General features: G+C 64.8%; 20 protein-coding genes and 3 pseudogenes. 17 read left to right on the top strand and 6 right to left on the bottom strand.

Going from position 1 to position 24,728, the window contains the following annotated elements; translation table 11 throughout:
* Positions 1–92 precede the first annotated feature (92 nt).
* The 7 genes from AC3A5Z_RS22630 to AC3A5Z_RS22600 all read left to right on the top strand — a co-directional run bounded on the left by AC3A5Z_RS22630 (position 93) and on the right by AC3A5Z_RS22600 (position 8,828).
* Positions 93–1,028, top strand: a complete 936-nt coding sequence (locus AC3A5Z_RS22630; protein ID WP_487521532.1) for an ABC transporter permease — start codon at positions 93–95, stop codon at positions 1,026–1,028.
* Between the two features lie 3 nt (positions 1,029–1,031).
* On the top strand, positions 1,032–1,853 hold the full coding sequence (locus tag AC3A5Z_RS22625) for an ABC transporter permease (protein WP_487521531.1): 822 nt from the start codon (positions 1,032–1,034) through the stop codon (positions 1,851–1,853).
* A 3-nt stretch (positions 1,854–1,856) separates the two neighbouring features.
* Positions 1,857–2,852 carry an ABC transporter ATP-binding protein gene (locus AC3A5Z_RS22620; protein ID WP_487521530.1) on the top strand — a complete coding sequence of 332 codons (996 nt, stop codon included), beginning with the start codon at positions 1,857–1,859 and terminating at the stop codon, positions 2,850–2,852.
* Positions 2,839–3,843: an ABC transporter ATP-binding protein gene (locus AC3A5Z_RS22615; RefSeq protein ID WP_487521529.1), complete on the top strand. Its 1,005-nt coding sequence runs from the start codon at positions 2,839–2,841 to the stop codon at positions 3,841–3,843. Before AC3A5Z_RS22620 ends, AC3A5Z_RS22615 begins: the two co-directional genes overlap by 14 nt.
* Positions 3,827–4,756, top strand: coding sequence for a serine hydrolase (locus AC3A5Z_RS22610; RefSeq protein ID WP_487521528.1), 930 nt, complete (start codon positions 3,827–3,829; stop codon positions 4,754–4,756). The genes AC3A5Z_RS22615 and AC3A5Z_RS22610 overlap by 17 nt, the downstream gene beginning before the upstream one ends.
* Before the next feature lie 128 nt (positions 4,757–4,884).
* Entirely contained in the window at positions 4,885–6,702 is a 1,818-nt protein-coding gene (locus AC3A5Z_RS22605; RefSeq protein WP_487521527.1) for a DUF3320 domain-containing protein, read from the top strand.
* A 389-nt stretch (positions 6,703–7,091) separates the two neighbouring features.
* On the top strand, positions 7,092–8,828 hold the full coding sequence (locus AC3A5Z_RS22600) for a plasmid recombination protein (protein ID WP_487521526.1): 1,737 nt from the start codon (positions 7,092–7,094) through the stop codon (positions 8,826–8,828).
* Between the two features lie 73 nt (positions 8,829–8,901).
* Here AC3A5Z_RS22600 and AC3A5Z_RS22595 read toward each other — a convergent pair whose 3' ends face one another.
* Together AC3A5Z_RS22595 and AC3A5Z_RS22590 are read right to left on the bottom strand one after the other, a co-directional pair.
* Entirely contained in the window at positions 8,902–9,228 is a 327-nt protein-coding gene (locus AC3A5Z_RS22595) for an SOS response-associated peptidase family protein (protein WP_487521525.1), read from the bottom strand.
* Positions 9,219–9,788 carry an SOS response-associated peptidase family protein gene (locus AC3A5Z_RS22590; RefSeq protein WP_487521524.1) on the bottom strand — a complete coding sequence of 190 codons (570 nt, stop codon included), beginning with the start codon at positions 9,786–9,788 and terminating at the stop codon, positions 9,219–9,221. The genes AC3A5Z_RS22595 and AC3A5Z_RS22590 overlap by 10 nt, the downstream gene beginning before the upstream one ends.
* 312 nt (positions 9,789–10,100) lie before the next feature.
* Between AC3A5Z_RS22590 and AC3A5Z_RS22585 the strand changes: the two are divergent.
* Positions 10,101–10,241 (top strand): annotated as a pseudogene (locus AC3A5Z_RS22585) (IS3 family transposase); the annotation flags it as partial.
* Positions 10,242–10,472: 231 nt separating this feature from the next.
* Positions 10,473–11,404: pseudogene (locus AC3A5Z_RS22580) on the top strand (IS5 family transposase).
* A gap of 49 nt (positions 11,405–11,453) precedes the next feature.
* On the opposite strand, the pseudogene AC3A5Z_RS22575 reads toward AC3A5Z_RS22580, so the two are convergent.
* A pseudogene (locus AC3A5Z_RS22575) lies at positions 11,454–11,775 on the bottom strand (transposase); the annotation flags it as partial.
* Between the two features lie 505 nt (positions 11,776–12,280).
* Between AC3A5Z_RS22575 and AC3A5Z_RS22570 the strand changes: the two are divergent.
* From AC3A5Z_RS22570 to AC3A5Z_RS22545, 6 genes are read left to right on the top strand one after another with little or no spacing between them, the layout of a single operon-like run.
* Positions 12,281–13,744, top strand: coding sequence for a chlorohydrolase family protein (locus AC3A5Z_RS22570; protein WP_487521523.1), 1,464 nt, complete (start codon positions 12,281–12,283; stop codon positions 13,742–13,744).
* Positions 13,741–15,246 carry an ABC transporter substrate-binding protein gene (locus tag AC3A5Z_RS22565; protein ID WP_487521522.1) on the top strand — a complete coding sequence of 502 codons (1,506 nt, stop codon included), beginning with the start codon at positions 13,741–13,743 and terminating at the stop codon, positions 15,244–15,246. The genes AC3A5Z_RS22570 and AC3A5Z_RS22565 overlap by 4 nt, the downstream gene beginning before the upstream one ends.
* Before the next feature lie 54 nt (positions 15,247–15,300).
* Positions 15,301–16,218 carry an ABC transporter permease gene (locus AC3A5Z_RS22560; protein WP_487521521.1) on the top strand — a complete coding sequence of 306 codons (918 nt, stop codon included), beginning with the start codon at positions 15,301–15,303 and terminating at the stop codon, positions 16,216–16,218.
* A complete protein-coding gene (locus AC3A5Z_RS22555) occupies positions 16,215–17,069 on the top strand; it encodes an ABC transporter permease (protein ID WP_487521520.1) in 855 nt (284 codons plus the stop codon). The genes AC3A5Z_RS22560 and AC3A5Z_RS22555 overlap by 4 nt, the downstream gene beginning before the upstream one ends.
* The gene (locus AC3A5Z_RS22550; RefSeq protein WP_487521519.1) at positions 17,066–18,049 is read left to right on the top strand and encodes an ABC transporter ATP-binding protein; all 984 of its coding nucleotides are present in this window, start codon (positions 17,066–17,068) and stop codon (positions 18,047–18,049) included. Before AC3A5Z_RS22555 ends, AC3A5Z_RS22550 begins: the two co-directional genes overlap by 4 nt.
* Complete coding sequence (locus AC3A5Z_RS22545) at positions 18,046–19,032, top strand: ABC transporter ATP-binding protein (RefSeq protein ID WP_487521518.1); 987 nt, start codon at positions 18,046–18,048, stop codon at positions 19,030–19,032. Before AC3A5Z_RS22550 ends, AC3A5Z_RS22545 begins: the two co-directional genes overlap by 4 nt.
* An 18-nt stretch (positions 19,033–19,050) precedes the next feature.
* Here the strand turns inward: AC3A5Z_RS22545 and AC3A5Z_RS22540 are convergent, their stop codons facing one another.
* The gene (locus AC3A5Z_RS22540; protein ID WP_487521517.1) at positions 19,051–20,301 is read right to left on the bottom strand and encodes a hypothetical protein; all 1,251 of its coding nucleotides are present in this window, start codon (positions 20,299–20,301) and stop codon (positions 19,051–19,053) included.
* Between the two features lie 17 nt (positions 20,302–20,318).
* Here AC3A5Z_RS22540 and AC3A5Z_RS22535 point away from each other — a divergent pair, with 17 nt between their 5' ends.
* Together AC3A5Z_RS22535 and AC3A5Z_RS22530 are read left to right on the top strand one after the other, a co-directional pair.
* The gene (locus AC3A5Z_RS22535; RefSeq protein WP_487521516.1) at positions 20,319–21,812 is read left to right on the top strand and encodes an amidohydrolase family protein; all 1,494 of its coding nucleotides are present in this window, start codon (positions 20,319–20,321) and stop codon (positions 21,810–21,812) included.
* Complete coding sequence (locus AC3A5Z_RS22530) at positions 21,809–22,702, top strand: polysaccharide deacetylase family protein (protein WP_487521515.1); 894 nt, start codon at positions 21,809–21,811, stop codon at positions 22,700–22,702. Before AC3A5Z_RS22535 ends, AC3A5Z_RS22530 begins: the two co-directional genes overlap by 4 nt.
* Here AC3A5Z_RS22530 and AC3A5Z_RS22525 read toward each other — a convergent pair.
* Together AC3A5Z_RS22525 and AC3A5Z_RS22520 are read right to left on the bottom strand one after the other, a co-directional pair.
* Positions 22,699–23,580 carry a polysaccharide deacetylase family protein gene (locus AC3A5Z_RS22525; RefSeq protein ID WP_487521514.1) on the bottom strand — a complete coding sequence of 294 codons (882 nt, stop codon included), beginning with the start codon at positions 23,578–23,580 and terminating at the stop codon, positions 22,699–22,701. The genes AC3A5Z_RS22530 and AC3A5Z_RS22525 overlap by 4 nt on opposite strands.
* 10 nt (positions 23,581–23,590) lie before the next feature.
* Positions 23,591–24,682 (bottom strand): SIS domain-containing protein, encoded by a 1,092-nt coding sequence (locus AC3A5Z_RS22520; protein ID WP_487521513.1) that lies wholly within the window; start codon positions 24,680–24,682, stop codon positions 23,591–23,593.
* Positions 24,683–24,728: the final 46 nt, after the last annotated feature.

The following is a 24,728-nucleotide window of genomic DNA, read 5'->3' as shown; positions in this document are numbered from 1 at the left end:
CCGCAGCCCCCGGCACGGGGGCTGCGGTCCGCACTTCGTCGCCCCCTTCACATGCGGGCCCCCTGCCGCGCGCTACGCTGATCCGAGAGCCCATGATCCTCGCCATTCTCAAGCGTCTGCTGATGCTCATTCCCGTGTTGATCGGGATCACCCTGGTCAGCTTTCTTCTGCTGCAGATCATGCCTGGCGATCCAGCATCGCGCGCCATGGGAACGCGGGCCAGCGCAGAGGATTTACAGGCGATGCGAGAGCTTTGGGGGCTCGATCAGCCGCTCTGGGTGCAATACCTCTACTTCCTGCGGGATTGCCTCACCGGCAGCTTCGGCATCTCGATCTTCCACAAGCAGCCAATCATCACTCTGGTCGCCGAGCGGCTTCCTTACACGCTGGCAATCGTCGCTTATTCAACGGTGATCGCGCTGGTCATAGCTTTGCCTGCTGCCATTCTCGCCGCAGCGAACCGTGGGCGCACGGTCGACGTGGTGATCCGGCAAGTCTTCGTCGTGCTGATCGCGGTGCCGCCCTTCTGGCTCTGTTACGTGCTCATCCTTTGGCTGGCTCTTGGGATGGGCTGGTTCCCAACCGGCGGCGTGGGCGTGGGGATTTCAGAGAACCTCTACCGGCTGTTCCTTCCCTCTCTAGTAGTGGGCCTCTCGACCTCTGCCCTAATTCAGCAAAGTCTGCGCGCCGCGCTGATAGACACGATGCAGGCCGACTACATCGATACCGCCCGAGCCAAAGGCCTGCGGGGGTGGGAGGTCTTCCTGCGTCACGTGCTGCCCAACAGCCTGATCTCGACGATCTCGATCATCGGTGTCCGGGTCAGCTGGATCATCGGAGGCACCGTGGTGGTCGAGAAGATCTTTTCGGCTCCGGGGCTCGGCTCCCTCCTGATCGACGCCATAGTCTCGCGGGATCTTCCGGTGATCAGGGGGCTTACCGTCTTCTTTGCCATAATGGTCGTGATGGTGAACCTGATCACCGACATTTGCTACGCGCTGGCCGATCCTCGCGTTCGGCTGGAGTGATCGATGACCGTTCTCAAAAACCTCCTGCGTAGCCCCGCCGGGGCGCTCGGCCTGCTGATGCTGGTGCTGACCGCTGCCGCGACCGCGCTGACCCCGCTGCTCTCGCCCCATGATCCCTTCGCCCTGGACTTTGCCAACTCCATGCAGAGCCCCTCGGCGCTGCACTGGTTCGGGACCGACAACTTCGGCCGCGACATCTTCACCCGGGTGATGGCCGGTGCAGTCTATGATCTCCGCCTCGCGCTGATCTGCGTCTTCGGCCCTATGGCGATCGGTGTGCTGATCGGCTTGACTGCGGGTTTTTTCGGCGGTCGTGTCGATGCCGCTCTGATGCGGGTGACCGACGTGGTCTGGGCCTTCCCGTTCTACGTGCTGGTTTTGGCGATCGTCGGCGTGCTCGGGCCCAGCGAGACCAACCTCTACATCGCCTTCTTCATCGTGAACTGGATCGGCTATGCCCGGATCGTTCGCGGCGAGACGCTGCTGATCGCACGGCTGGAGTTCATCGAGGCTACCCGGGTCCTGCGATACGGTCGACTGCGCGTCATGCTGCGCCACATTCTGCCGAATGCGATCACTCCGGCGCTGGTCTACTCGATGTCCGACGTGGTGCTGACTGTGCAGGCGGTGGCGGCCATGTCCTTCTTCGGCCTTGGAGTGCAGCCGCCGGCTCCGGAGTGGGGGCTGCTGATTGTCGAGAGCATCGACTTCATGCGCGAGGCCCCCTGGATGACCATCTTTCCCGGCCTCGCGATCATCTGGATCGGCATCGCCTTCTCGCTGCTGGGCGAGGGTCTTTCCACCGCGCTGAAGCCGAAGGGATAAGCGATGAGCCTTCTGAGCATCCGCAACTTGCAGACCGAGTTCCGAAGCCCCTCCGGTGTGGCGCGCGCAGTCGATGGTGTCAGCTTCAACGTCGAACCCGGTGAGATCTTCGGCATTGTTGGCGAAAGCGGCTGCGGCAAGTCCGCCACCTGCCGCTCCATCCTGCGGCTGTTCGGCGGAGCCCAAGCAAAGGTGGCCGGTGGACAGGTTCTGCTGGACGGCGTCGGTGATCTGGCCGCGATGCCGGAACGCGAGTTAGCGCAGGTCCGGGGCCGTGACGTGGCCTTCATCTTCCAAGACCCGCTGACCGCGCTGAACCCGACAATGCGGATCGGCAAGCAGATCGCGGAAGTGATCCTGCGCCACCGCAAGGTTGGGCGCATCGCGGCGCGTGCCGCGGCTTTGCAGCTCCTGCGGGATGTTCATGTCACTTCGCCGGAGCGGCGGCTCGATGCCTACCCGCACGAGCTCTCCGGCGGGCTACGGCAACGGGTAGTCATTGCCATGGCGCTGGCATTGCGCCCGCAGCTGATCATCGCCGACGAGCCGACCACCGCGCTGGATGTGACCGTGCAGGACCAGATCCTCCGGCTGCTTCGGGAACGCCGCGACAGTCTTGGGACTTCGATTATCTTGGTTACCCATGATCTCGGTGTGGTCTCCCAGATCTGCGACCGCATGGCGGTGATGTATGCGGGTCGGCTGGTAGAGACGGGCAGGGTGCGCGACGTCCTCGATACGCCCTCGCATCCTTACACCAAGGCGCTGCTGGCGGCCTTGCCGGGGCAGATCAGCCGGGACGAAGAGCTGACCCCGATCGAGGGCGCGCCCCCCAGCCTGATCAGCCCGCCGCCCGGCTGCCGCTTCGCCCCCCGCTGTGTATTCGCGCGTCCCTGCTGCACGGACGGAGGTCCGCCACCGCTTCGGCCGCGCGCCGGGCTTGCACCCGACCATCTTGACGCCTGCGTTCTGGACGAGGTGGCCCATGTCACAGCTTGAGTTCCGGCAGGTCGAGCGCCGCTTTCCGGTGAAGCGCGGATTGCTTGATACCCTCGCCGGGCGGCCGGGGATCTCGCTTCACGCGGTCCGCCGCGTCGATCTGGACGTGCGCCCCGGCGAGATCCTCGGTATCGTTGGTGAGAGCGGCTGCGGCAAGAGCACGCTGGCGCGGATCGGAGTCGGCTTGCAGCCCGCCGACGACGGCGCCGTGATCTTCGACGGCAAGCCGCTCAACGGTCCGGACCCTGCAGGACGGCTGCAGATGGTGTTCCAGGATCCGTATTCCTCCCTGAACCCTCGCATGACGATCGGCGCTCAGCTTGAAGAGGTGGTGGCGCGCTATCAGCCAGGTTTGTCCCGGGCTGAACGCCGCGCGAGGGTCCAGGATGTTCTGGCCGAGGTCAGTTTGGTGCCGGAGACCGCGTTGAAGTTCCCGCACGCGCTGTCGGGCGGCCAGCGCCAGCGGGTCTCGATTGCGCGGGCGCTGTGTCCCGGCCCGGAGATCCTTGTGGCCGACGAGCCGGTCTCGGCGCTGGACGCCTCGGTGCAGGCACAGATCATCAATTTGATGAAGCGGCTAAACCGCGATATGGGCCTGACGATCATCTTCATCTCGCATGACATGAACGTAGTGCGCTATCTCTGCGACCGGGTGGCGGTGATGTATCTCGGAGAGATTGTCGAACTGCAGGAAAGTGCGGACCTGTTCGCCGCGCCGGCGCATCCCTACACCCGGGCGCTGATCGCCGCCGTGCCGGACGTGCGCCGGAAGCAGTCCTTGGCCGAGCCCATTGTTGGCGAGATCCCGGACCCGTTCGCCGAGCTTCCGGGCTGTCGCTTCGCGACGCGCTGCCCGCTGGTCGAGGCCGCCTGTCACAGCCCGCAAGCCATGACGCCGACCTCACAGACGGGGCTTGTCCGCTGCTGGAAGGCCGCGAGTTTGCCTGACCCTTCTTTCCCGGAGAGACCCGAACATGTTCTTCAAAGATGACCCGGACTGGACTGCGCGCTGCGAGGGCCTTGCTAACGAACTGGTCCGGCGCCATCGCGACAAGGGATTGGACCCCGAAAATTTTGGCTTCGTCGCGTATCGCGAAAACGGTCCTGGGCAACGGCCCGACGGTTTCGCCTACCGTGGTGACTGGCGCTGCTATCCCTGCAGCCTCGTGAAAGCGTTTCACCTTGTCCATGTTCTGCACGACATCGAGCAGGGCCGCATCGCCGAGCACGAAGACCTCACGCGTGCGATCCGCGACATGATCCGGTGGTCGTCCAACACCGGCACCAATTACGTAATCGACCTGATCACCGGCACGACGGGTGACACCCTTCTGGCGGGGGCTGAGCTTGAAACCTGGCGAGATCGACGGGAAGGCCTGAACCGCTTCTTCACCACAGGAGTCTGGGCGGAGTTCGAAGCCGACTTCGCCCAGTGCAACATCTCACAGAAGCTCATGGACGACGCGCGCTATGGCCGCGAGTCGCAGTATGCAGGTCGCACTGGCGCGTATCTGAACGCGCTGACACCCCTCGCCGCGGCCCGGCTCATGTTCGAGATATTCGCCGGAGACGTGCCGCTCTCGCCCGCCGGGCGCGGTCGCGCGCAGGCAGCGTTGCTGCGGGACCGCAAGAGCGCGGAGGCGAAGATGCCGCATTTCCAAGTAGACAAGTTTCTCGGCGGCGGCATGCCATTGGAAGCGAAGATATGGAGCAAGGCGGGACAGAACTCTTGGACCGGCGACGAGCGCGCCTCCTATTACAAGCACGATCTTATACGCGTCGAAATGCCCGGTAGCGCACCGGTTGGGCTTTGCCTGATGACGCAGGGCAAGGGGATTTGCGAGGACAACCCGGGCGTTTTCCCCGAGATTGGCGCGCTGCTGTCGGAGCGTCTTTTGCTTTGATGGCACCTGCCCTTTTCTCTGCAGCAGCGGCGACGCGCTCAGTGTCGAAGCGCAAGAGTTAGGCGGTCAGCGGCATGCTGCTGCCCTCGTCAGCGGGTTGACCATTATAGACCCGCCCGGAAGATGCCTTGGGCGTCATCGCGCGTGCCCGCCAAAATGTCGTCGTGGGCGATCAGAAGCAACTGCCGCCGACCTCCTTTTTCGACCGTCTGGTGGATGAGGGCGAGAACCCCGAAGACGAGGAAGAAGAGATGCCGGTCGGCGCGACGGCGGCCGACATGGAAAGCATCCTGTCCTTGTGTGAAGCGCGTGGACTTCGGTCACGCATGCTGGAGTGGCACTATCGGTCGCGGGATCCGTCCCTGATCCGGGTCTCAAACGCCGAGTTCTATGGTGACAACCTGGTGTTGCCACCATCCCCGCTACAGCTCGATGAGAACTACGGGCTGAAGTTCAAGCGCGTTCCCGGCGTCTACGCGCGCGGCAAGGGCACTAGCATGAGGCCCGGCACCAACAAGATCGAGGCGCAGTTCATCGTGAAGGCGATGGCCGACCACGCCCGGACCAGCCCTGATCTGTCGCTTGGCGTCGTTGCCTTTTCGAAGGCGCAGTCCGACATGCTGACCGAGGTGCTCGAGCACGAGCGTCGTCAGGATGGAGTTCTGGACGCGTTCCTGCGCGAGGGTCGGGCCGAAGACGTCTTCGTTAAGAACATCGAGAACGTGCAGGGCGATGAGCGGGATGTCATCCTGATCTCAGTCGGCTACGGCCCGCAGGAGCCAAACGGTCGCCTGGCGTCCATGGCCTTCGGGCCGATCAACGGCGAGGGCGGGGAACGGAGGCTGAACGTGCTCTTCTCGCGCGCCCGCGTGCGGTGCGAGGTCTTCGCCTCGTTCGATCCCGGCGATATCGACCCCAGCCGATCTGTCCGCGCAGGGACACGGGTGCTGAAGCGGTTCCTCGACTATGCGAAGACGGGCATCATAGACGTGCGCACAGTCACCGGCCTTGAAGCGGACAGTCCGTTCGAGGAAGACGTGGCCCGCGTCATCAGGGACCTGGGATATGAGGCCGACTTGCAGGTCGGCAGCGCGGGATTTCGCATAGACATCGGCGTTCGCCATCCGGACCGTCCGGGCCAGTATATTGCTGCGGTCGAGTGTGATGGCGCCGCCTATCACGCGGCTCTCTGGGCCCGCGAGCGGGATCGTCTGCGACAGGACGTTCTAGAAAACCTCGGCTGGACGTTTCACCGGATCTGGAGCACGGACTGGTTCCTTCGGCGTGAGCACGAGATCCGCAGGCTGAGCGATGCGCTGCTGCGGGCGCGAGAGGAGGCCTCCGACGGGATCGCGGTCCGCGGCGCGAACATGGGCTGCCACCTGCAGATCCCGGTTGGTGATCCTGTGGCGGACGAAGCGATCGACATCGAGCACCTGACACTGACGGCCCCGCCCTATCAGCGCGCCCGGGTCATGTCGCATCGCATGGAAGAACCGCACGAGGCTCCCCTCGGCCATCTCGCCGATCTGGTCCAGCAGATCGTGGCAGTCGAAGGGCCGATCCACGTTGACGAACTGGCGCGCCGGGTCTCGACCGCGTTCGGCAAGTCCCGCACCGGCAATCGCATTGTCGAAGCGACGAGACGCGCGGTCAGTTCGGCGCGTCAGCGGGACGTCAACCTCCGGCAGGCCGGGGAATTCGTGCTGACGGCGGAGCAAGACGAGGCCCCGCCGATCCGTGATCGTCGGGCCGAAACGGGTGCCTTGCTGAAGGTGGAATATCTCCCCCCGATGGAGATCGCGGCGGCCGCGCATCGCGTCCGATCTGAGTGCGGGACGATGCCGCCCGACGAAATGACGCGCGCTGTTGCCCGGTTGCTCGGTTTCCAGCGGGTCGGCGCGGATCTTTCCAAGGCAATCCTTGCGGTGGTGATGCAGGACTGAGGATCCTCGCTGGAGACGATCGGCCGGAGGAGGAAGGCCCGGAGCGGAGATGCTCCGGAGCCGATGTCGGCACGACCGCGGACAGCCCAACAGTCTCGCGTAAGATTGCCCCATCAGAACAAGATAATCCTCAGATAGAGCAAGCTCCGGTCCAGCAGGATGCTGGCCGCAGGACCTGCGATACGGCGCAGCCGTAGAGCAGGTCCGAGGAGGGGATCGAACGGGGGTATCCCCCTTCGCGAGCAGTGTTGTTGCGATCCGGGCCTGCCCGGATTGCAACAACACTAGTGAGTAACGGACCGACAAATCCTGTCCGTGCCTGTGCGATGATTTTCTAGGGGTGACCTTAGCCTGAAGGAGAAGTTCTTCTTCAGCAAGGCCTAACTGTCATGAACGCCATCACCTCCATCACTGCGATCCAGTTCTTCCAGCCAGCCCCCGCAGTTGTCGAAGGCCCGCCAATTGTTCTGAGGTTCGAGAGCTTGCATCCTGGTGACCTCAGGAGGCTTGCTATGCATGACCAGCGTGCCGGTGGCGATCTCCTGCATGTTGACCTTGAACAGACCGAAGCAAATCGGACAGAGGTCGGTGAGACGAGCTGGATCGAGGATCTGAGGCTCGAAATTGATACCGCGTCACGCCAGAACCTTGATGCCCATCTCGATGCGCTCGTTGCGAAGTCACGGAAGAAGGACGCGGCCAAAGTCAGGGCGGCGGGTCTCTCTGACCCGTGGAAGCGTTGCACCGGCGGCCCGCTTCGGGAGGGTATTCTAACGGTCAACAAGGGGTGGTTCGGCGGAACAGGCTTGGGCGCGTGGAAGGGTGATCGGGTCGAGGACTTCCGCACCCATGCCGTGGATTTCCTGCATCAGCACTTTCCGAACGGACAGCTTCGGTTTGCCTCCTCGCATTCTGACGAGGAGGCGTTTCATCTGCACTTTGTCGTCGCGGTCTGGACCCAACGAGAGACCGCGAACCGCGGCGTGCAGCGGCTGCTGCAGGCGGCGGCAAATCCTCTGCTCGCCCACTATGAACACGCACAGGATATGGCCGGCCTCCATTTCGAACAGATTGGCCTTCGCCGCGGCGAGCGGCATGCCGCCGCACGCCGGGCCGCCCTAGCCGCTGGTGAGCCTCCGGAACCGAAGCGGCGGCATGTGCCGCCGAGCCAATATCGGGCGGAGGAGAAGCAAAAGGCGGAGGCGGAAAAGGCCCGGATCATGGCCGAAGCGCGCGTCCAGGCCGACCGTGTTGCTGAGAGCGCTCGGACGCTTGGCCACGCGGCCATCCGCAAGAGCCGTAAACGCGCGGTGCGCGAGGCGCAGGCTCGGAGGGCGGAATCAGGAAAGGAAGAAATCAGTGCCGTCCGCCGCCGCGATGCGGCGATGGCGGAAACACAGAAGGCAGAAGAGGCGGCTCGCGCCGCCCGACTCCGGAAAGAAGAGGATGAGGCGAAGGCCGCTGCGGTGATCTCCCGTGCTGGTGCTTATGTCGAAGCAGCCGAGGAGGCGGTCGGGAAGATGCAGTCCCTGAGGCAGGAGACTTCAGAGATGGAAGCGGCATTGATCTCGAGCCGGGGCGAGGTCGAAGCTGTCGAGCACAGGAACCGCGTTGCCCAGATGGAGCTGGAGCAGGCTGAGGCTCGGAAGAAGTCGGCAAATGAAGATGCAATGAAGGCGCGGATCGCGCAGCACCTGTCGGAGAAAGCGGTTGGCGACGCGAAGGCGGAGGCCCAGAAAATCCGCGTGGCCACCATGAGGGAGGCTCGGCGCGTCGATGCTCTAGCCAGTGGCCTCGAGCTGTTCAGAGCAGGTGTTCTGGCGTGGCGGCCTGCAACAGCGGAGCGCCCCGAGGGAATTGCATTCGGACCGGCAGTGCCAAAGGAGGAGAGCAAGCGGCAGGCGGTTATGGAAACGGTTGCGGGGGCGGGCCCCTGGCTGAGGCGGCTGATGCAGCTGGTTCGCTCGACCGTCGACGCCGTGCTCGGTGGAGAGCGCAAGAAACTCGCGAAGGATGCTGCGGATCTCGCCGCCGTCAGGGAGGAGATGGGTCTGTTGGCGGACGAACGTCTTCAGCGGATCCGTGACGCCCACAGTTCTGATGAAGACCCCGGGAAGGAGATGTGAGATTGGGGCAGGCGCTGGAAACCCATCCCCTGGAAGATTGGGGCTTCGGCATCTTGATGAGGCCGGGGCCGACTCACCGCACGGTCAGCGTCCCATCGGGCAGGGGCCGCTGCAGCATCTTGGCTTCGGCCCACTCGGCAGTAAGCCAGGTAATCCAATCCGCCGGATCCGTCAGGATAGCTGGCATCGCCTTCGGGTGGATCGTTGCCACCTCTGCATTTGGCGTCGTGGTCAGGAATGCATAGAGATCGTCTGTGGTCTCGCCGTCCTTGGCCTTGCGCGTCGAGGTCCAGCCCGGCACCTGAATACCGGCAAAGAACATCGGCACGTCGGCCGATGCGGAGAACCACGCGTTCCCAAGACCGGTCCCGCGCGGCTCGGCAAAACGGGTCAGGGGCACAAGGCAGCGGTTCGCGGGCCAAGCCAGCGGCGCCAGTGCGGGCTCGCTGTGTTGCGAATGTTCGTCACGCCGCGATCGGTCTTCTTGCCGATGAGATACTGCGGCGGCGTGGGAAGGCCCCAGCGCGCCATGGCAAGTTCCAGGCCGCCATCGGCCGCATGCCGAACAATCGGTGCCTTCTGGTCGGGAAAGATCTCGGGCAGCGGAGCAAGGTTGCCAGTCAGGTCAGTGAAGGGCAGATCGAAAAGCTGCCGCATCGCGTCCTGCGATTTCGTCTGGCTGTAGAGATTGCACACCTCTTCCTCCTCCCTCCGACCGAACGGCATATATGGCGAGGAGTATGTCGGGCTCATCGTTCCGTCTGCAAGCACCAGGTCCGGGTAGGCCTCACGGAACAAACGTGCATCCTCGATGTCGCGGAAATGCACCTCGAGTGCGTCGCCGAGGATCGATTGACCGGGTGTCGTCGCATACTCGGACTGGCCAACGGTGTGAAGCAGCCAGAGATGAGGGTCCCGAGCAGAGGTTAGGCTGAAGAAACCATGCTCGGGAATGAGCACGCGGAGCGTGACTGGCCAAGCATGCCGGTCATTTTTACCTGCGGTGTGGATCGACGACTCATGCGAGGCTCGGTTTGTTCATGATGCGTTCTATTTCATCCATCTCAGACGGCAAGGATGATTGAGGTGGCCTCGCTTCTGCCTGGCGCATCAATCCGTCGGTCCGGAGTGCCCATCTTTTGCGAGCGGGACTACCTTTGCCCGGAGCCCAAATACCACCTGCAGCGCCGTTCTGAGTGGCACCTATGAAGTAATCTCAATGTTGGTTGGCGGCTGCTCAGATAAAATGATGTTTACCCTGTCGTTACCAATGCCCGTATGGTCCACCGCACCCGCGACGAGGCGCAAGCCGACGTCTTCGACTACATCGAGAGCTTCTACAACCCGCGCAGACGGCAGTCGAGACTGGACTACCTCAGCCCAATGGAGTTCGAGGCCCGCGCTATGCTAGCTTTAACGCGCTGTCCACAAAGCCTGCAGCAGCTCAAGGTCTCCGGTTCCGGGGCACGGCCGCTGTTGAAGCAAAACCCATTGAGGTGGCCCGGGTCCGTCGCTCTGGAAGCCGGGCGGGACGCGCGCTATGCGCCGACACATGATGGACATGGAGAACGCGCTCACCAAAGCTCTGTTGCACAAATCCTGTCAAGGATCCATCTTGTGAATCCAGCGTGGTAGCTGGGATGCATGAGCAGACCGACGCCAACGACCTACAAGACCAGGAACTGGCCAGCCTATATCGAAGCGCTCAAGCAGCGTGGCTTGTTGACGATCTGGTTCGACCCCGGGATGAGCTGGGATGCGGCGCCGACAGGCAGGCGTGGCCGCCAGCGGACCTACAGTGACACTGCCATTCAGACGCGCCTGACGATGAAGGTTCTGTTCGGCATGGCGCTCCGGCAAACGACCGGTTTTGTCGAGAGCCTGCTGCGGCTAGTTGGCCTCGACTGGACGGTGCCCGACTCCAGCAAGCTGTCCCGTCGTCAGTAGACCCTGGCCGTCAACATTCCCTACCGTGGGTCGAAGAGCCCGCTGCACCTGCTCATCGACAGCACGGGCATCAGGGTCGAGGGTGAAGGCGAGTGGCACGCCCGCAAGCATGGTGGCCCAGACGGCGGGTCTTGCGCAAGATCCACCTCGGGATCGACGAGGAAACGCTGGAGATCCGAGTCGTCGAGATCACCGGGAGCCACATTGGTGACGCACCGGTCTTGCCCGATCTGCTCAGCCAGATCCCAATTGGCGAAGAGATCGGCTTGATGACTGCCGACGGCGCCTACGACACCCGCAAGTGCCTCGATGCCATCGCGGATCGCAACGCCCACGCTGTCATCCTGCCCCGCAATAACGCGAAGCCGTGGCAGACCGTCACCGCCGGTGCCGCCGCGCGAAACGAAATCCTGCGGACCTCCAAATACCTCGGCCGCGCTCTGTGGCGACGATGGAGCGGATACCACCGCCGGAGCCGCGTCGAGACGAAGATGCAGTGTGTAAATCTGCTGGGGCAGCGCCTCATGGCACGGGACTTCGATCGCCAAGTCGCGGGACTCCACGTGCGTGTCGCCGTGCTCAATGGCTACACAGCGCTGGGCATACCTGTCACGGAAGCTGTGGGATAAGCCCGTCCGGGAAAAAGGAAACCTCGGCCATCACCCGATATGTGCAAAAGAGCCCATGAGCCTCTTGGATCCTCGCCATTAAGGCCTTCTCCGCCGTGCGGCGCGGCTCTATAAATCTGGGAAGATAGCTGCCATTACGCAGCTTCGGGGTCTCCAGTGCGATCCGCCCCGCCCAAGTGTCCCAATCCCGTTCCCGGTAGCCGTTGCGCTGCACCTCGCGCAGCGGCGAGCTCGCCCTTCGCCGCGGCAGTGCGCAACTCTACTTCTACCTCCATGATCCGGTCGGCCGCAAAGGCCAGCATCTTGTGCACCAGATCACTGTCGGCCAGCTTTTCAATTAGTTCGATCAGCACCATTTTCTTGTCGGTCATCATCATCTCCGTCCTTGGTTTCGAGTGTCGCAACCCAAACCTTTCCCGAAGATCGACGGTGACCGTTTGCGTTGCCGTCGGTCGCGCGCTGCGCTACGCCCGAGGGCTTCGCGCACGGCCCTCCTACATCAACTTGGGACACGGCCCGGGCATGGGCATGCAGACCTTGGTCTTTCGGCATCCATTGGGGCGGATGGCAAGGTGATAACGGTGCTTTCTCACGGCAAGCAGACAGGAGCCGTTTGCCTCGCCCTCCGCTGCAGAGATGCTTTGCCTTCGAAAAGTTACGAAAAGTATCGATAAGAAACTATCTGAGTGATGTGCCTTGTCGAGGGGCCGGAGAAGCTTTGCCACTTTGCTCAAATATCTGGCCATTAGGCTTGTAGATGGACGAGGCTCCATTCGGATCGTCGGTCTGCGATTATTTTCGTTGTCACAATGACGAAAACGCGTAACGCTGTCGAACGGGGGCTCGGGAGCGAGTCTCTCCATCCGGGGGTGAACGTTGAGCTTCAAGCTGAGTGCGCGTTGGGTCTTGGCCCATGACGGCCGCGATCACGTGATTGTCGAGAACGCCGAAGTTGTCGTCGATGCAGGCAGGATCGTCAGCATTGCGCCACGAACCGAGGGCGAGGCGCGCGACTTCGGTCAGGCGCTGATCGCGCCCGGGTTCGTGGACCTCAATGCCCTGGCTGACGTCGATACCACGATCCTCGGTTTCGGCGGCTCGGCCGCGCCGGACGCGAAGGCGATGAAGCAGGACCATGTCGCCGTGGCGCAGGATGTGCTGACGACTGAGCAGATGGTGATGGCGGCACGGGGCGCCTTTTGTCAGTTGCTGCTGTCCGGTGTCACGACCGCACTCCCGGTCACCTCGCTTCTGTTCCGTCGCTGGGCCGAGACGGCCGAGGAGTTTGAGGCCATCGCGGCGCTCGCCGAGGAGCTGGGGCTGCGTCTGGTGCTGGGGCCGAGCTTCCGTTCGGCGGTGAATGTCGTCGCGGCGGATGGATCGGCGGGGCAGGTCTGGGACGAGGCGGCCGGTCTGGAAGGGCTGGCCGAGGCGGTTGCCTTCATCAAGGCGCAGCGCGGCGGTCTGATCTCGGGCCTGCTCGTGCCCTCCACCATCGAGACCTGTTCGGACATGTTGATCCGGCGCACGGCAGAGATGGCTGCCGAACTCGATGTGCCCTTCCGGCTACATTGCTGCCAGTCGCAAGTCGAAACCGAAATGATCTGGGAAAGGGCAGGGGTCTCCTCCATCGCCTTGTTGCGCGATCTTGGCGTGCTGTCTCCCCGCGCCCTGCTGCCGCACGCCAAGCTGCTGGGCGGGCCGGAGGGCGATTCGGCTCTGATCGCCGCAGACCGGCAGGCGCTAGCCGACAGTGGTGCGACGGTCGTGCATTGTCCGCTGGTGATCGGACGCGGTGGCAAGCGGCTCGACAGCTTTGCAGGTTTTTCCGCCCAAGGCATCCGCATCGGCATGGGAACCGACACCGCGCCTCCCAACATGCTGATGAACCTGCAGACCGGCCTCGGCATGGCCCGGATCACCGAGCCCGCAACCTGCCCCGCCGATCTGCTGCGGGCTGCCACGCTAGGCGGAGCCGGGGCGATCGGACGGCCCGATCTCGGGCGCCTCCAGCCCGGATCGGCCGCCGACCTTGTCGTCTGGGATCTCTCGGCTCTGGAGGCCCAGCCAGTGCATGACCCAGTCGAGGCATTGTTCCTGATGCCCCCGGGGCTGCGTCCGCGTCACGTCTTCGTGGCGGGGCGGCAGGTGGTGCGCGACGCCCGGGTGGTGGGGGCCGACGAGGCCGCCATCGCCGCCGCCATGCAGTCCATCTTCGAACAACTGCGCGACAGCTTTGCCGACCGCCACCCACAGGGGCTGGGGTGGCCCGCGCTCTTCCCCCCCGCCTTTCCGACCATAACCAAAAAAACGAAGATCCAACACGGAGGTTTATCATGAGGATACATCGAAGCCTGACAGCCGGGCTGATTGCCCTGACGATGGGGCTGCCCGCGCAAAGCATCTGGGCGCAGGATGCGGCGCCTGTCGTGATCGCATCCTCCGAGGACGTGATCAGCCTCGATCCGCACATGCTCGACAGTAACAATCCCACCGGGTCGGTCATCTGGTCGCTGTTCGACAGCCTCGTGCGCCGCGCGCCGGATGGCTCGTCCGAGCCTCGGCTGGCAACGGAGTGGGAGCGGGTGGATGACGTAACCTGGCGCTTCAAGCTGCGCGAGGGCGTGACCTTCAGCAATGGCGAGCCCTTCAACGCCGAGGCTGTCGCGGTGAACTTTGCCCGCATGGATACCGCGCCGTTCAATTCGGTGCAGCAGCTGCATGACCAGACCGGGCTGAGCGAAGTGCGGGTCGTCGACGATTACACCATCGAGCTGGTGACCGAAAAGCCGACCGTGAACATGCTCTACTGGCTGGCCGAGGCGTTCATCGCGGCGCCGGGCTATATCGCCGACACCGCCCCCGACGTGGTTGCGAGCGCGCCGGTCGGCTCCGGTCCCTACGTGCTGGGCGAATGGAAGCGGGGCGACTCGCTGACGTTGGTCGCCAACGAGAATTATTGGGGCGGCGCTCCGGACGTGAAGACCGTCACCTTCCGCGCCATCCCGGAAGTGTCGTCGCGGCTGAACGAGCTGCGCGCCGGCACCGTGGATCTCGTCGTCGGCATTACCCCGGATTCCGCCGAGCAGGCGAATTCGGACGTGAGCGATCTGGTGAAGATCGAGGGCCTGCGCAAGATGCACATGGGCATTTCGATCAAGGGCGAGCAGCCCGCGCTGGCCGATGTTCGGGTCCGTCAGGCGCTGAACCACGCCGTTGACGTGCCCACCATCGTGGCCTCGCTGATGGGCGGTTCGACCTCTCCGCTGGTCAGCATCGTCAACTCGCCAAACAACAATCCCGACCTGAAACCCTTCGCCTACGACCCGGAGAAGGCCAAGGCGCTGCTGGCCGAGGCCGGGTTCGCAGATGGCTTCCCGCTGACGCTGCAATGGTCGACCCGCTTCGACGGCGGCAAGGAAGTGTCGGAGATCGTCGGCGCCTATCTGGAACAGGTCGGCATCAAGCCCTCCTACGAAGCCGTCGAGATCGGCCAGTTCCGCGCCGGTCTCTCCTCGGCCTCGCTGAAGGGTATCTACTTCCAAGGCTGGGCTGCGCTGATCAACCCCTCGGTTGAGCTGGTGATCCTGACTTGCGGCCATGTCGACAACTCCAGCGGCTACTGCAATCCGGAGTATGACAAGCTGGTCACCGAAGCTGCGCAGACTCTGGACGATGCCGCCCGGCAGAAGCTCGAATTCGCGGCGCAGGAGATCATCTGGAACGACGCCCCGTGGCTCTATCTCTGGCGCCTGCCCAGCTTCTTCGGCATCTCGAAAGAGCTGAGCTACGAGTTCCGGGCCGACAACTATCTCGAGCCTTATCTGATCACCTACAAGTGACGGAAATTCCCTGCCCCGGAGCCCCGGGGCAGGGCAATCCGACAGGTCCGCTGCATGCCCTTCTTCCTCTTCAAACGCTTCCTGCAAGCGGTCCTCGTCCTGGTCGGCGTCTCGTTCTCGACCTTCATCGTGGCTCATCTGACCGGCGATCCGGTGGAGCTGATGGCACGCGAGAATGCAACGATCGAGGACAAGCAGGCCCTGCGGGAATTCCTTGGCCTCGACCGCCCGTTGGCCGAGCAGTATCTGAGCTTCGTCGGCAAGGCCGTGCAGGGCGATCTGGGCTATTCCTTCGTCCAGCGCGCTCCGGTGACCCAGCTGATTGCCGAGCGGCTGCCCGCGACGCTTCAGCTTGCGGCCGCCGGCTTCCTGCTGGCGCTGCTGATCTCGGTTCCTCTCGGCATCATCATCGCGTTGAAGCGCAATACCGTCTGGGATGTGGTGGTGACGGCGTTGGCCATGGTCGGACAGGCCGCGCCGGGGTTCTGGATCGGCCTCATGCTGGTCGTGCTCTTTGCGGTGGAGCTGAAGATCCTGCCCGTTTCGGGCTATGGCGGACCGCTCTATCTCATACTGCCCGCCATCACGCTGGCCCTGCAATCGGCCGCCCGGCTCACGCGTCTGGTGCGCGCAAGCATGCTCGAGGTGCTGAATGCTGACTATATCCGCACCGCACGCTCGAAGGGCCTGCGGGAGAGGACGGTCCTCTTCGTCCATGCCTTCCGTGGCGCGATGATCCCGGTCGTGACCATGGCGGGGCTGGAACTGGCCGAGTTGGTCTCGGGCGCCTTCATCACCGAGACGATCTTCGCTTGGCCGGGCGTTGGACGGCTGGCCGTCAACGCGGTCTACCAGCGCGATTTTCCGCTGATCCAAGGCGTTGTGCTGATGGCGGCCGTGTTCTTCGTGGTCATTAACTTCCTTGTCGATGTCCTATATGTCGTCATCGATCCGCGGGTGAAGCTGAAATGACCCGCGCCGCCGCAAAACGCTTCTTCGGACGGCACACGATCGGGCTGATCGGGCTGACCATCCTCGTCCTCGCCGTGGCCTCGGCCCTCTTCGCTCCCTGGATCGCACCGCACCCGCCGTCTGCGGTCAATCTGATGGCTCGCCTTGCGCCGCCTGCTTGGGTGGAGGGCGGCAGCCTGTCCCATTTCCTCGGCACCGACAATCTCGGGCGCGACATCCTGAGCCGGGTGATCTATGGCGCGCAGATTTCCCTGTCGGTCGGCGCGGGCGCAGTGGTCATCGGCGCGATCATCGGCTCGTCGGTCGGTCTCCTGGCGGGATACTTCGGCGGCTGGGTCGATGCCGTGCTGTCCTTCCTCATCAACGTGCAGCTCTCCTTCCCCTTCACGCTGCTGGCGATCTTCCTGCTGGCGACCTTCGGCGGCGGATTCCTCTCGGTCGTCGTGGTCGTGGCGCTGGCGACTTGGGTGAACTACGCCCGCGTGGTGCGCGGACAGGTGATGAGCGTGACCAATCAGGATTACGTCGAAGCCGCCCGCAGCGTGGGGGTGCCGACGCTGCGCATCCTGCGGCACTACATCCTGCCCAATATCCTGTCGCCCATCATTGTCGTTGCCAGCTTCTCTATGGCGCAGGCGATCCTCACCGAAGCCGCCCTGAGCTTTCTGGGCGTGGGTGTCGGCGGGACGCAGCCCTCTTGGGGCATGATGCTGAACGACGGGCGCAACTATCTACAGAATGCCTGGTGGATGACCGCCATGCCCGGCATCGCGACTGCGCTGACCGTGCTGGCGGGAAATCTCTGTGGCGACTGGCTGCAGGACCGCACTGACCCAAGGCTGCGAAAATGACCCAGATGATGCTCGAGGTGCAGAACCTATCCGTCACCTTCCAGGGCGACAGCGGCCCGGTCTATGCCGTGCGCGACCTGTCGCTGACAGTGGCGCCTGGCGAGGTGATCGGCATCGTCGGCGAAAGCGGCTCCGGCAAGTCGGTCACCATGATGTCGGTGCTGCGCCTGCTCGACTCCCGGCGCACGGACATTCAGGCCAAGCAAATGGCGGTCGACGGGCGATCGCTCCTAGGAATCTCGAACCGCGCGCTCCAGGACATGCGTGGACCGGTGGTGTCTTACATCTTTCAGGACCCGCTGACGGCGCTGAACCCGCTACTGACCGTCGGGCGGCAACTCACCGAGGGCCTGCGGCGCCATCGCGGCCTTTCTCGTCCCGAGGCGCGGGAGAAGGCGCTGGATCTCTTGCGTCAGGTCGGCATTCCGGCGCCGGAGTTGCGCATCGACCAGATGCCGCATCAGATGTCGGGCGGCATGCGCCAGCGCGTGATGATCGCGGTCGCGCTGGCCTGCGATCCCAAGCTGCTGATCGCCGACGAGCCGACAACCGCGCTCGATGTAACCGTGCAGGCGGAGATTGTGCGGCTGGTCCAGTCGATCCAAGCCGAACGCGGCATGGCGATGGTCTGGGTCACGCATGATCTGGCGCTGCTGGCCCGGCTCGCCGACCGCGTTGTGGTGATGTATGCCGGGCGGATCATCGAGGACGCGCCGGCCTCGACCCTTTATGCGGCTCCGGGCCACCCCTACACCGCCGGGCTTCTGGCCAGCACCTCGCGGATCGACGATCCCTTTACCGAGCAGGCCTCGATCCCGGGCACGCCGCCCGACCCGCGCGTCGTCGCTCCCGGATGCAGCTTTGCTCCGCGGTGCAGCCGTGCCACGCCGCGCTGCATGGTCGAACTGCCTGACCTCGCACAACAGGGCGACGGCCGCCGGCTCGCCTGTTTCAACCCCTTGCCGGGAGTGGGCGCATGACGGCCGTCAACGTGATCAGGGCTGAAGGCCTGACTGTGGAATTCGGCGTGCGGCGCTCGCTGATCACCGGCCGCAAGGCGGGTGCGGTGCAGGCCGTCAGCAACGTCGATCTTGCGGTGGAGCGCGGCGAGACGCTGGCGGTTGTCGGGGAAAGCGGCTGTGGCAAGAGCACGCTCGGTCGCGCGCTGCTGCGCTCGGTGCCAATTGCGGCCGGCAGGCTGGATTTCATGGGCCGCGACATCACCAGGCTGGAGGGCGAGGCGTTGCGCGCGGCGCGTCGCCAGTTCCAGATGGTGTTCCAGGACCCGTATGCCTCGTTGAACCCGAAGATGAAGATCTTCGACACCTTAGCAGAGCCGCTGCGCGTCCACACCCGAGACGATGCGGCGACTATTCGCAGCCGGGTGATGGAAACGATGGCCGCCGCGGGCCTCGCGCCCGATTTCGCCGACCGCTATCCGCACGAGTTTTCCGGCGGGCAGCGGCAGCGCGTGGCCATCGCGCGCGCCGTGATGCTGCGCCCGGATTTCATCGTGGCCGACGAACCACTGTCGGCGCTGGATGTGTCCCTGCAACTGCAGATCCTCACGCTGTTCCGCCAGCTGAAGCAGCAGTTTGCACTGACCTATCTGTTCATCTCGCATGATCTGGCCCGGGTCTTCGGCTTTGCCGACCGGATCGCGGTGATGTATCTGGGCAAGATCGTCGAGATCGGCACGGCGCGCGAAATCTACGCCGCTCCGGCGCACCCCTACACCCGCGCCCTGATCGCTGCCGCACCCTCGCCCGACCCCGCGCGCAGCACCGAGCGCGATGCGCAGACGCTGCGTGGCGAGCTTCCCAGCCCGGCCAATCCCCCGAGAGGATGCCGTTTCCACACGCGCTGCCCTCTCGCCATGCCGGTCTGCGCCGAGGTGGAGCCACAGATGCTGGGGATCGGCGGAAGGCATGCCGCGGCCTGTCACCTCGTCACTCCGGTCTGAGCGATGCGGTTGGGCCGATCAACGATGCGCCGCGCGCAGGGCTTCCCAGCGGTGCAGCAGGCGCTCTGTGACAGCCTCCGGTCCAAGGCTGTCCTCGCGCAGCAGGCGGGTGCGGATCAGGGCATCGGCCTCGCCGGACCAGCCAAGAAACCAGGGCGCGTGGGTCGGCGGCGATACCTGCGCCCCGGCCCGCGCCGCAGAAAGGCGCTCGACGCTTGCTTCGGCTTGCGGCACGGGAAAGAAACGGCGGAGGGCATGGCGGATCGTCGGATCGCGGTCCAGCTCGGGATAGGGCACGGCAAAGAGACTGTCGGTCAGCCAGCGGCGATGCACGCCGGGGCACCCGTCCCCGTCCCGGCCCCCGAGGAAGCACAACAGCGCCTCGGCCCTCGGACGCAGTGCCGGGTCGATATGGTTGTTCAGGCACAGCAGCGCATGTCCCGGAAGCAGCGCGGTGCCGCTGGCGCCGGGCAGGGGCAGCGGGAGGCTGACAGGACGTCCTGCGAGCGCCGCGGCATCTGCGGCAAGATAATCCATCGTGAAGGTCAGCGCATGCTGCCCGCTGGCCCAGCGGATCACGGCGGGCGCATCACCTCGATCCTCGAGCGACTCGGGCAGCACCAGATCTTCGCGCACGAGGCTGCGGAAGAAGCCGAGCGCCGCCGTCAACGCCCCTGCCGTCCCGGGATCATTGAAGCTCAGCACGCCCTCGCTCGCAAGATGGCACAGCAGGCTCCAGATAAGCCCCGTCTGCGTTTCATGCCAGCGCGGCACGAAGGGATGCGCCATGCCCCGGCCACGGAAGAGGCGCAGCGCGTCCAGCACCTCGTCCCAGTGCGCAAGATCGTGGGGTATTTCGATATCTGCATGACCGAACAGCGCGAAAGGCCCGCCGTTGTAATAGGTCAGCCCGATCAGCCGCCCTTTTGCAGTGCGGGCGCCGTCGACCAGCCGCCCCTCCATGCCGGTCAGCGACGCCGCCACGCCCGCCGACCCGTCCAGCCCCGCGAGATGACCCTGCGCGTCCCAATGGGACGCCTCGGCCCGCTGCGCGTAGAAGACCATCGGCGCCGTGCCCGCGACAAAGGCCTCGTCCATCCAAGCGCCGTAATCGCCACCGACTTCGTGGCACAGCACCTGCTCTCCCGCCTCGGCGGCGAAGCGCGCGATATTCTCTCTCACCACGTCGGGCCGCACGCTCCAGAACGCAAAGCTCAGCGGCGGGAAGGGCCCCGTGCCGATGATCGTGCTGTGAACCGACTGACCCATCCCGAAAGGACCCTCCCATGCGCGACCTCTTGATCCGCAATGGCAATCTACTGTTGTCGGCCGAACATGAAAACCTTTTGCAAGCCGATATCCTCATCCGAGACGGGGTGATCGTCGAAATTGCGCCGGGCACCTCGGCGGAAGTCGAGACGCTGGATGTCGCTGGCGATATCGTCATTCCCGGCCTCATCAACGCCCATGTCCACTCGCCAGGCAACTTCATGCGCGGCACGCTCGAGGGGCTGCCGCTCGAGGTCTTCATGCTCTACGAGGTGCCGCCCTTGGCCTCGGGGCAAGAAGATCCGGCCCGGGTGCGACTGCGCACGATGATCGGCGCGGCGGAGATGCTGAAGCTCGGCATCACCTCGGTGATGGATGACGCCTTCTTCGTGCCGCTGACTACCCCCGAGGCCATCGATGCCATTGCCGGCGCCTATGATGACATCGGCATCCGCGCGACGCTGGCGCTGGACCAGCCAATCGTGGTGGAATACGACAAGTATCCGTTCCTGAAAGATATCCTGCCAAGGAGCGTCCTCAAGACGATGGACGCCGCCCCGCGCGAGACCGCCGAGGGGATGCTCGCGCATTATGACCACCTGATCCGGCGGTGGCATGGGGCAGGGCAGGGGCGGATCGCCGCCGCCGTGTCCTGCTCGGCGCCGCAGCGGGCGACGCCCGACTATCTCCGCGCGCTGCACGACCTGTCGCGGACGCATGACCTCCCCTTCTTCTGCCACATCCTCGAAACCAAGCTTCAGCGCGTGCTCGGCATCGAGAAATTTGGCAAGTCGCTGATCCGCTACGTCGCCGAGCTCGGCATCCTCGACGAGCGGATGCTGGTGATCCACTCGATCTGGGTTGACGAGGACGACATCGCGATCCTCGGGGCCTCCGGCGCCAGCGTGGCGCACAACCCGGTCTGCAACCTCCGGCTCGGCAGTGGCGTGATGCCTTTCCGCGCGCTGCGCGACGCGGGCGTGCCGATCAGTCTCGGGACGGACGAGGCGGTGAGTGACGACAGCCACAATCTCTGGGGCGCGATCAAGACGGCGGGGATTGTCCATGCGGTGACGGGTGGCGACTATGCCACCTGGCCCAAGGCCGAAGAAATCCTCGCGGCCGTCTGGCAGGGTGGCAACCGCGCGATGCGTCGACCTGCGCCGCTGGGCCGGATCGAGGTCGGGGCGGCGGCGGATCTTGCGGTGCTCGACGCGAGCACCGCCACCTTCCAGCCGCTGCATGACATCCGCCGCGCGCTCGTGCTCTGCGAGGGGGGCCGCTCCGTGCGCCACACCATCGTCGACGGCGTCGTGGTGGTGCGCGATGGGCGGCTGACCCGGATCGACGAGGCGGCGATGCTGGATGACCTGCGCCGGATCGAGCCGGACCTGCGCGCCGAGGCCATCTCGCTGCGGACCGGGGCGCAGGAACTGGAGCCCTACTATCGCGAGATCGTGGCCCGCGCGGCGGCGACAGATGTCGGTTTCTCGCGCTGGGTGGGCCGATGACACCGCATCCGGATCGCGATTTTATCGGCTACGGCGAAACGCCGCCACGCGTCCGCTGGCCGGGCGACAAGGCGGTTGCCGTATCGCTCGTGCTCAATATCGAGGAGGGGGCAGAGCTTGCGCTCTCCTCCGGCGATTCGCGCAACGAAGCGGTCTACGAGGTGCACCAGGAATTGTGTGGCGCGCGTGATCGCTGCATGGAAAGCCATTTCGAATATGGCAGTCGTGCCGGCTATTGGCGCATCCTCCGGCTGCTCGACGCCTTCGGCGTCAAGGCGACGCTGAACCTTTGCGGGCGCACGCTGGCCGCGACCCCTTGGCTGGTCCGTCATGCGGTGGAAAACGGCCACGAGATCATGTGCCATGGCTGGCGCTGGGAGGATCAGGCACACATGCCCGAAGCCGAGGAGCGCGCCCTGATCCGGCGCTGCGCCATGGCCATCGAGGAAGCAACCGGACAGCGCCCGCGCGGCTGGCACGTGCGGAGCTATCCCTCCGAGAACACCCGCCGACTGTTGCAGGAGGCGGGCTTCCTCTATGACTGCAATGCCTATCATGATGATCTGCCGGTGACGATGCGCCGTGGCGAGCGGCCCTATCTCGTGCTGCCCTATGCATTCGACACCAACGACATGAACTTCTACAAGAGCCATCGTTTCGTGCATGGCCGTGATTTTGCCCGCTACTGCAGCGATGCCTTCGACTGGTTGGCGCGCGAGGCCGAGGCGGCGCCCCGGATGATGACCGTCGGTCTGCATACCCGGATCATCGGGCGCCCGGGGCGGATCGGCGGGCTGGAACAATTTCTGGCACATCTGGCCGAGGCCGGCACCGCTTGGGTAGCGCGCCGCGACCAGATCGCGCAGGTCTGGCTCGATCAGGGGCTTTAGACCGCCAGCGCCGGGTCCGCGTGGATCACGTCGGCGATCCGGCCGGGTGTCGTCAGCCAGACCCGGTCGCAATGCGCGGCGATGTGTTCCAGCGCCCGGCGCAGCGCCCGGAGCCGGAACGGCTGACCCGAAATAAAGGAATGCACGACGATGGGCATCACCAGCGGCTGGCTCTCGGACGCCTCCAGCATCTCGTCAAATTGGTCGATGATCATCTGCGCGAAATCAGTGGCGCTCGCCTGACGCCCGATGATGGTAGAGCTGTCGTTAATCTCCAGCCCATAGGGGATGCAGAGCAGCTTGCCGCCTGCCGCGTCAAGCCAAACGGGCTGATCGTCCATCCCAAGGTCCAGGACATAGCGGTATCCGGCCGCCAGAAGCAGATCCAGCGTGTTGTCGGTATGCGCGAGCCAGGGGCTCGACCAGCCCGCCGGGGCCGCGCCCTCACGGCTCCTTATCGCCTCAGCCACCTCCCTCAGATAGGCCGCCTCATCATCCGCTCCCCGGCCCGCGAGGGTATGCGAGTTGGTCAGCCCATGCGCCACGATTTCGCAGCCATGGCTCCGGGCGAAATCCACCAGATCCGGCGCGTGCTCGTACACCTCGGTGTTGAGCAGGATCGCGAGCGGAAAGCCTTCCTGCCGCGCCCGCTCGATCAGGCGGAAGCCGCCGACCCGGTTGCCGTAGTCGCGCCACGAGACATTCGCATAATCGGGTTTCGAGGCTCCGGGAAACAGGTCTTCCGTCATCCCCTCGCCGAAGATGTATTCCTCGATCCCCAGCGCGAGATAGACGGCCAACCGCTTGCCGCCCGGCCAGCGATAATCGGGCCTGCGGGTGATGGGGCTGTAGGCATAGCGGGTCTGGCGCGGCAACATGGCGGTCTTCCTATTGGCCGGTTCCGAGCAGCGACCGGCGGGTGAGCTTGCGGCTCACGGCAAAGCGGGCAGCGTCGTTCTTCAGATGCTCGCGTCGATTGGGATCGGTTCCGCTGGCGATGCCTAGATGATAGGCAAGAAGCTGGATCGCGATCGCCTGCGTGATGGCCGCCGTATCGGCAGCGCCGGGCAGGTCGAGCCGCAGGCTGGCGCTCGGCACCGACGCGCCTTCCGGCTCCAGAGCTACCGTCGCGACGCCGAGATCCGCAAGCGCATCGGCGGTCGCCTCGGCATAGGCCGCCGTCGCCGGATCGCCGGGCAGCAGCACGACCAGTTCCGACGGCTGCAGGCTCCAGTATTGCCGATGGGCGAATTCCTCGATGTCGTCGCTCCAAGCCGGAATCCTTGTCACTTCGACGCACTTGGCTGCGGCATAGTCGGCCGTGGCCACCGTTGTGCCCGCGCCGAGGAACCGCGCGCCGCCGCAGGCGCCGCCGAGCCGGAGGGCGACAGCCTGGGCGAAGCCGTCGGCCCGCTCAATCAGATCGGGCAGGCGCGGAAGGGCGGCCTCGAGGCTCGCCGCAAAGCGGGGCCAGGCGGAAACGAAAGCCAGCTGCAGCGTGGCAATAGTGGCGGTGTAGCTGGAGGTGCCGCAGAGAAACGGCGCGATGTCGGGAATTCCCAGTGAGAACCTATCGACGCCAAGCCCCCCGAGCCGTCCACCGCCCTCGTTGGTCAGCACCGCCACCTTCGCACCCGAGGCAAGCGCCTTTTGTGCGCCCTCCAGCGTGCGGTCGACGTTGCCGGACATCGAAATGGCCAGGGCGCGGTCGTCCGGTCCGAGGCGCGGCGCGACGTTCAGGGTGAAGTCGAGCCCCGAGGCCGCCCGCCCCGCCTCCGATCCCGTCAACGCGGCGCGTGCCGCAAACCAGCCATCGCCCGACCCGAAGACCCAGGTCCGGCCATCGCCCCGGGCCTGCAGGCTCGTCTCGGCAAATCCGCCGATCTCGGCCTGGCGGCCCAGAAGCCCGGCAAGAAGCTCAGGCTGGCGACGAATGTCGGCCAGCATCGATGGAACCACGGACTGCGGGCTGTCGGTCATGGGAATTTGTCCTTTCAGACCGGCAGACGCGCCGGAATGCGGAGAG

This window comes from Cereibacter sp. Soil_C_27, assembly GCF_057657095.1.
This window is presented reverse-complemented; position numbering and strand designations above follow the sequence as displayed.

Coding starts and splice junctions, on each gene's coding strand:
- AC3A5Z_RS22530 (WP_487521515.1), top strand. CDS start 21,809: ATGACACCGCATCCGGATCGCGATTTTATCGGCTACGGCGAAACGCCG.
- AC3A5Z_RS22600 (WP_487521526.1), top strand. CDS start 7,092: ATGAACGCCATCACCTCCATCACTGCGATCCAGTTCTTCCAGCCAGCC.
- AC3A5Z_RS22540 (WP_487521517.1), bottom strand. CDS start 20,301: ATGGGTCAGTCGGTTCACAGCACGATCATCGGCACGGGGCCCTTCCCG.
- AC3A5Z_RS22630 (WP_487521532.1), top strand. CDS start 93: ATGATCCTCGCCATTCTCAAGCGTCTGCTGATGCTCATTCCCGTGTTG.
- AC3A5Z_RS22620 (WP_487521530.1), top strand. CDS start 1,857: ATGAGCCTTCTGAGCATCCGCAACTTGCAGACCGAGTTCCGAAGCCCC.
- AC3A5Z_RS22565 (WP_487521522.1), top strand. CDS start 13,741: ATGAGGATACATCGAAGCCTGACAGCCGGGCTGATTGCCCTGACGATG.
- AC3A5Z_RS22525 (WP_487521514.1), bottom strand. CDS start 23,580: ATGTTGCCGCGCCAGACCCGCTATGCCTACAGCCCCATCACCCGCAGG.
- AC3A5Z_RS22535 (WP_487521516.1), top strand. CDS start 20,319: ATGCGCGACCTCTTGATCCGCAATGGCAATCTACTGTTGTCGGCCGAA.
- AC3A5Z_RS22550 (WP_487521519.1), top strand. CDS start 17,066: ATGACCCAGATGATGCTCGAGGTGCAGAACCTATCCGTCACCTTCCAG.
- AC3A5Z_RS22520 (WP_487521513.1), bottom strand. CDS start 24,682: ATGACCGACAGCCCGCAGTCCGTGGTTCCATCGATGCTGGCCGACATT.
- AC3A5Z_RS22625 (WP_487521531.1), top strand. CDS start 1,032: ATGACCGTTCTCAAAAACCTCCTGCGTAGCCCCGCCGGGGCGCTCGGC.
- AC3A5Z_RS22610 (WP_487521528.1), top strand. CDS start 3,827: ATGTTCTTCAAAGATGACCCGGACTGGACTGCGCGCTGCGAGGGCCTT.
- AC3A5Z_RS22555 (WP_487521520.1), top strand. CDS start 16,215: ATGACCCGCGCCGCCGCAAAACGCTTCTTCGGACGGCACACGATCGGG.
- AC3A5Z_RS22545 (WP_487521518.1), top strand. CDS start 18,046: ATGACGGCCGTCAACGTGATCAGGGCTGAAGGCCTGACTGTGGAATTC.
- AC3A5Z_RS22615 (WP_487521529.1), top strand. CDS start 2,839: ATGTCACAGCTTGAGTTCCGGCAGGTCGAGCGCCGCTTTCCGGTGAAG.
- AC3A5Z_RS22560 (WP_487521521.1), top strand. CDS start 15,301: ATGCCCTTCTTCCTCTTCAAACGCTTCCTGCAAGCGGTCCTCGTCCTG.